The sequence below is a fragment of the Arthrobacter cavernae genome, assembly GCF_017368795.1.
Taxonomy (GTDB): Bacteria; Actinomycetota; Actinomycetes; order Actinomycetales; family Micrococcaceae; genus Arthrobacter; species Arthrobacter cavernae.
This window is the reverse complement of sequence record NZ_JAFNLL010000093.1, coordinates 1-2400: the sequence shown is the minus strand read 5'-3', so window position 1 is coordinate 2400 and position 2400 is coordinate 1. Positions and strand designations below refer to the sequence as shown.

Sequence of the window (2400 nt, the reverse complement as noted above, 5' to 3'; positions counted from 1 at the left end):
CCGAAGACTTCGTCGGGGTCGAGGCGGCGGAGTTCTTCGGCGAGGCAGTCCTTGAGGCTGCGGCGTGGCAGGGAGATCCGTTGCGTGGGCTGGCCGGGCTGGGTCAGTTCCGCCACGGACAGGCCGGGGCGGAAGAGCTGGACGTCGCCGCTGGAGCGGGTGAGGCGGACGCGGCGGATGCCGGTCCCCGCGGGATCGGCCACGATCGTGACGGGTGCTTCGAGTGCCCGGGTGAGCCAGGCCGCCAGGAGCAGGGTGCTGGGGGAGTCCGAGGCGCCTTCGACGGCGATGGCCGAGACGGGGTCTGCGTCCATCTGGTCGAAGACGGCGGCCAGCTGCATGCGCCAGTTGGTCAGGCGGGTCCAGGCCAGGTCGGTGTCGCCGGCCTTGTAGGTGGAGCGGATGTTCTCCAGGGCCTGGGCCGGGTCCGGCTCGTTGGCGGAATCGGTGATCCGGCGGTGGGCGATGCGTCCGATGGAAGTTTCGCAGGCGCTTTCCGGGGCGCCGTGCGGCCACCAGGCCACGATCGGTGCGTCCGGCAGCAGCAGCGCGGCCACGAGCGATTCGCTTTCGTGGGCGAGCTGGCCGAAGCCGCGGAGCACGATCACCTCGGAGGCACCGGCGTCGCCGCCTGCCCGGATCTGGGCGTCCAGGCGGTCCGGGGCTTCGGCTCCGGCGTCGGCGAGGACGATGATGCGGCAGGGGTGTTCGAGGCTGGCCTCGTTGGCCGCCTCGATGGCTTCCTCCTCCAGGCCGGACTTGGTGACCACCACGAGGGTGAGCACCCGTCCCAGGGCGATCACGCCGCCCTGCTCGCGCAGGGCCGTGATCTTCTTGGAGATCTTGGAGGTGGTGGTGTCGGGCAGGTCTACGATCATGGCCTTCTCCAGGTTCGTCCGTCGCGGGCAAGGAGTTCCTCGGCCGAGGCGGGGCCCCAGCTGCCGGGGGCATACGGCTGCGGCTGTTCATCCAGGCCGGCCCAGTAGTCCTCGAACGGGTCAAGGATCTTCCAGGACAGCTCCACTTCGGCGTGCCGCGGGAACAGCGGCGGCTCGCCCAGGAGGACGTCCAGGATCAGCCGCTCGTAGGCTTCGGGGCTGGACTCGGTGAACGAGTGGCCGTAGCCGAAGTCCATGGTGACGTCGCGGACCTCCATCTGCGTGCCCGGGACCTTGGAACCGAAACGGATGGTCGCACCCTCGTCCGGCTGGACACGGATGACCACGGCGTTCTGGCCGAAGTCGTCCTCGCTGTGGTCGCGGAAGAGCAGGTTGGGGGCGCGCTTGAACACCACGGCGATTTCCGTGACGCGCCGTCCCAGGCGTTTGCCTGCGCGCAGGTAGAACGGCACGCCGTTCCAGCGCCGGGTGTTGATGTCCACGCGGATCGCGGCGAAGGTTTCCGTCTTGGAGTCGGCGGGGATGCCGTCCTCGTCCAGGTAGCCCTGCACCTGCTCGCCGCCCTGCCAGCCGCCCGTGAACTGGCCGCGCGCGGAGTGCGTGGAGAGGTCCTCCGGCAGCTTGACCGCCGCCAGGACCTTTTCCTTCTCGGCCCGCAGGTCGTCGGCGTTGAAGGAGATGGGCTCCTCCATGGCGGTCAAGGCCAGGAGCTGCAGCAGGTGGTTCTGGATGACGTCGCGGGCAGCGCCCACGCCGTCGTAATACCCGGCGCGGCCGCCCGTGCCGATGTCCTCGGCCATGGTGATCTGGACGTGGTCCACGTAGTTCGCGTTCCACAGGGGTTCGAACAGCTGGTTGGCGAAGCGCAGGGCCAGGATGTTCTGGACCGTTTCCTTGCCGAGGTAGTGGTCGATCCGGAACACGGCGTCCTGCGGGAACACGGATTCCACGATGTCGTTGAGCTGCCGGGCCGACTCGAGGTCGTGCCCGAAGGGCTTTTCGATGACCACGCGCCGCCACTGCCCGGATTTCGCCTGGGCGAGGCCGTGCTTGGAGAGCTGCCGGCACACCTGCTCGAAGGCCTTGGGCGGGATCGACAGGTAGAAGCCGTGGTTCCCGCGGGTTCCGCGGGTCTCATCGAGTTCATCCAGGGTGTCGCCGAGACGCTCAAAGGCGTCGTCGTCGTCGAACTCTCCCCGGACGAAGCGGATGCCCGAGGCCAGCTGCTCCCAGACGGCTTCGTCGAACCTGGTGCGCGCGTGGGCCTTGACGTTCTCCTTCACCTCGGCGGCGAAGTCCTCGTTGTCCCACTCGCGGCGCCCGAAGCCCACCAGGGCGAAGCTCGGCGGCAGCAGGCCACGGTTGGCAAGGTCATAGACCGCGGGCATGAGTTTCTTGCGGGCGAGGTCGCCGGTGACTCCGAAGAACACCAACGACGACGGCCCGGCGATGCGGTTCAGGCGCCGGTCCCGCGGATCCCGGAGGGGATTGCGGTACCCGG

The 2400-nt window shown here is 68.9% G+C and carries 2 protein-coding genes; both read right to left on the bottom strand.

The features are described 5' to 3' along the window. Positions 1-878, bottom strand: an 878-nt coding sequence (locus tag J1902_RS18900; protein ID WP_207617910.1) for a glucose-6-phosphate dehydrogenase assembly protein OpcA, incomplete at its 3' end; no start/stop codon positions are given. Next, positions 875-2400 (bottom strand): glucose-6-phosphate dehydrogenase (zwf, locus tag J1902_RS18895; RefSeq protein WP_242702228.1); only part of this gene is annotated, 1526 nt, incomplete at its 5' end. The genes J1902_RS18900 and zwf, both read right to left, overlap by 4 nt.